The organism is Mycobacterium sp. (genome assembly GCF_051006775.1).
Taxonomy (GTDB): Bacteria; Actinomycetota; Actinomycetes; order Mycobacteriales; family Mycobacteriaceae; genus Mycobacterium.
In genome coordinates, this window is sequence record NZ_JBPCSX010000123.1 from 1 (window position 1) to 2893 (window position 2893).

3 protein-coding genes and 1 pseudogene are annotated in these 2893 nt (G+C 66.5%); 1 reads left to right on the forward strand and 3 read right to left on the reverse strand.

Annotated features, from left to right (window positions below; translation table 11 throughout):
• Positions 1–379 (reverse strand): annotated as a pseudogene (locus ACR2JI_RS08825) (Rv0361 family membrane protein); the annotation flags it as partial.
• Between the two features lie 104 nt (positions 380–483).
• On the opposite strand from ACR2JI_RS08825, the gene ACR2JI_RS08830 reads away from it, so the two are divergent.
• Positions 484–897, forward strand: a complete 414-nt coding sequence (locus ACR2JI_RS08830; protein WP_526389704.1) for a DUF3151 family protein — start codon at positions 484–486, stop codon at positions 895–897.
• Here the strand turns inward: ACR2JI_RS08830 and ACR2JI_RS08835 are convergent.
• Positions 892–1785 (reverse strand): cation diffusion facilitator family transporter, encoded by an 894-nt coding sequence (locus ACR2JI_RS08835; protein ID WP_526389705.1) that lies wholly within the window; start codon positions 1783–1785, stop codon positions 892–894. The genes ACR2JI_RS08830 and ACR2JI_RS08835 overlap by 6 nt on opposite strands.
• A 157-nt stretch (positions 1786–1942) precedes the next feature.
• Complete coding sequence (locus ACR2JI_RS08840; protein WP_526389706.1) at positions 1943–2722, reverse strand: site-2 protease family protein; 780 nt, start codon at positions 2720–2722, stop codon at positions 1943–1945.
• Positions 2723–2893 lie beyond the last annotated feature (171 nt).

The following is a 2893-nucleotide window of genomic DNA, read 5'->3' on the forward strand; positions in this document are numbered from 1 at the left end:
CGAAGACGCCCATCGCCGCCGCGGCGATCACACCCAGGATGACCATCAGGGCCGGCATCAGCCATCTCGGCCGGCGGCTCAGATGCGGGCGCGGCGGGATGGAACGCGGTCCGGCCGTCCTCGGATTGGCCCCGGTCTGCGCCCCGAAAAACTCCGTCGGGGCATCCGGAACCCGGTCGATGATCTGGGTGAAGCCCGCGTCGAATCCCGGAGCGGTATAACGGCGTTCGCCTGTCAGCGCCTCAGCGTCGTGCGGATCGGCATAGATGTCGATGACCTCGGTCACCGGATCGTCGGCGGCCGCCGACAGCCGGGCATCGTCGGCGGTCGCCGACAGCCGGGCATCGTCGGCACGCTCGGTCCCGGACGGGTTCGACATGGTGGGCTGTGATCCTCACTGGAACGGCTGAATGTCTCTTGACCCTAGCGGGTGCGCCCGACACCGCGCGGGAAGCGCCCACGCGCGATGTGGACAATGGGCCCATGACTTCATTTGGCGATCTCCTCGGACCACCGCCCGTACTGCTGCCCGGTGATCCGGAGGCCGAAGCCGCACTTCACGCCGGGGAGAACCCGGCAATAGTGGCCGCTGCTCACCCGTCGGCATCGGTGGCCTGGGCGGAGTTGGCCGAGGAGGCACTGGAGGCCGATAGGGCGATCACGGCCTACGCCTATGCCCGCACCGGTTATCACCGGGGTCTGGATCAGCTACGCCGCAACGGCTGGAAGGGTTTCGGCCCGGTGCCCTACGGCCACGTTCCCAACCGGGGCTTCCTGCGGTGTGTGGCCGCGCTTGCCCGGGCGGCGGACGCGATCGGGGAAACCGAAGAGGTGGCCCGATGCCGTGATCTGCTTGATGACTGCGATCCCGCGGCGCACGCCGAGTTGGGTCTATAGGTCGCTCTGCGTAGGGCAGTCCACGGCGGATCCCGGTGTCTCCACCTGGACGGTGGCGTGTTCGAGCCCGCGGGCTGTCAGCACCGCGCGGGCGTCGCGCAGCACGCTGTCGTGACGTCCGTCGGCGGTGAGGTGTGCGGTGGCCATGTCTCTGCCGGGCACCAGTGTCCACACGTGTAGATCGTGGACCTCGGTGACGCCGTCGACCGCGGCCAGGGCCGCGCGCAACTCCGCGACATCGATATGTGCCGGCGAGGACTCGGAGAGGATCCGCAGCGCCGCCCGCGCCAGTGCGATCGCTCTCGGCAACACCCACAGTGCGACGAGCACGGCGACCACGGTGTCGGCGTAGGGCCAGTGCGTGGTCACCATGACGATGCCGGCGATCAGTACCCCGACACTGCTCACCGCGTCGGCCATCACCTCCATGTAGGCGCCCTTGACCGCCAGGCTTTCCTTGGATTGTGACCGGAGTAGAAGTACGACAATGACATTGGCGATCAGGGCGAGCAGTGCCACCAGCACCATCGGCCAGCCGGGGATCTCGGGCGGCTCGCCCAGCCGTCTGAACGCCTCGTAGAGGATGAATGCCGCGACACCGAGCAGGAGAACCGCGTTGGCCACCGCGGTGAACACCTCGGCGCGGTGCCAGCCATAGGTTCTTCCCGGGGACTTCGACCCCCGGCGGGCCAGCAGCACCGCCGTCACGCCCATGAACAGGGCGACCAGATCGGTGAGCATGTGGGTGGCGTCGGCCAGCAGTGCCAGTGACCCGATTGCCAGCGCGGTGCTGAGTTCGATGACGAAGAATGCGGCCAGGACGGCCGAGGCGATCAACATCCGGCCGGCTCGGGTGTCGGCGCTTCCGTGGCTGTGTCCGGCTCCCATGGATGAAATTTATGCAGCTTTCCGCATGTATGGCAACTTCCGTCGCTGCTCGTTGGGTACTCCTGATTGGGTACTTAGGTCCCTGGCTGAGTCGCATTGCACCGCTTTATGGTTAAAGCACGGCAGCGGCAGGGGGGTCCGCTGCCGTTTGTCGTGCCTAGAGCCAGGCGGCCCAGAACCGGGTCAGCTGACCGCCGATCGTCACCAGCGCTCCCGGTACCCCGGACAGGTCGAAGAACCAGAAGACCGTGGAGAAGAACAACCGGTTCGGCCCGGGGGCGATCAGGATCAGCAGCAGGATCATGAACCCGAACTGCCGGGCCGGCGCCAAGGCGCGTTGGGTCGCTGGACTCAGGTGCGGTTCAAGTGCTCCGTATCCGTCCAGTCCCGGGATCGGCAGCAGGTTCAGTAGCAGTGCGGTGATCTGCAGGAATCCCAGGAACGCGACCGCACCCCAGAACGCCAGATGGCCTGGATCAAGGAAGAGTCGCGTCGCCGCCAGCAGTAACACTGCCAGCACCAGATTGGCGAAGGGGCCGGCCAGATTGACGATGGTGCGCTGGCGCGGCGTCATGAAAGCCGTGCGCAGGTAGACCGCGCCGCCTGGTAGTCCGATGCCGCCGAGGGCGATGAACAACAGTGGAAGCCCAAGTGACAGAACGGGATTGGAGTACTTCAATGGGTTCAGAGTGAGGTAACCCCGCACCGCCACATCGGTGTCGCCAAAACGCCAGGCGGTGTAGGCGTGTGCGAACTCGTGCAGGCACAGCGACACCAGCCAGCCCGCGATGACGAAGATGAAGACCCCGATGCGTGCCATCGGCCCTTCGGTCTCGGAGTCCACCCATGCCAGCACCCCGCCGAGCACGGTGAGGCCGACCAGGAGCAGGAAAACCGGGCTGGGACGCACGGACTGGCGCGGTGGGCTGACGGTCACGCCACGAAACTACCGGTGGCCGTCATACCGAACCCACGGCGACGGTGGAGTAGCCCAGCGACACGTAGACGACGACCATCCCGATCATCGTCACGGCCAACCAGGTATCGGGTCTGGTCCGGCGCAGGAACAGACCGGTGACCGCGCCGGTCATCATCAGGCACTGGAACA

What these genes read in the sequence shown, in the direction of transcription:
- ACR2JI_RS08830 (WP_526389704.1), top strand. Translation starts at nt 484, where the DNA reads ATGACTTCATTTGGCGATCTCCTCGGACCACCGCCCGTACTGCTGCCC.
- ACR2JI_RS08835 (WP_526389705.1), bottom strand. Translation starts at nt 1,785, where the DNA reads ATGGGAGCCGGACACAGCCACGGAAGCGCCGACACCCGAGCCGGCCGG.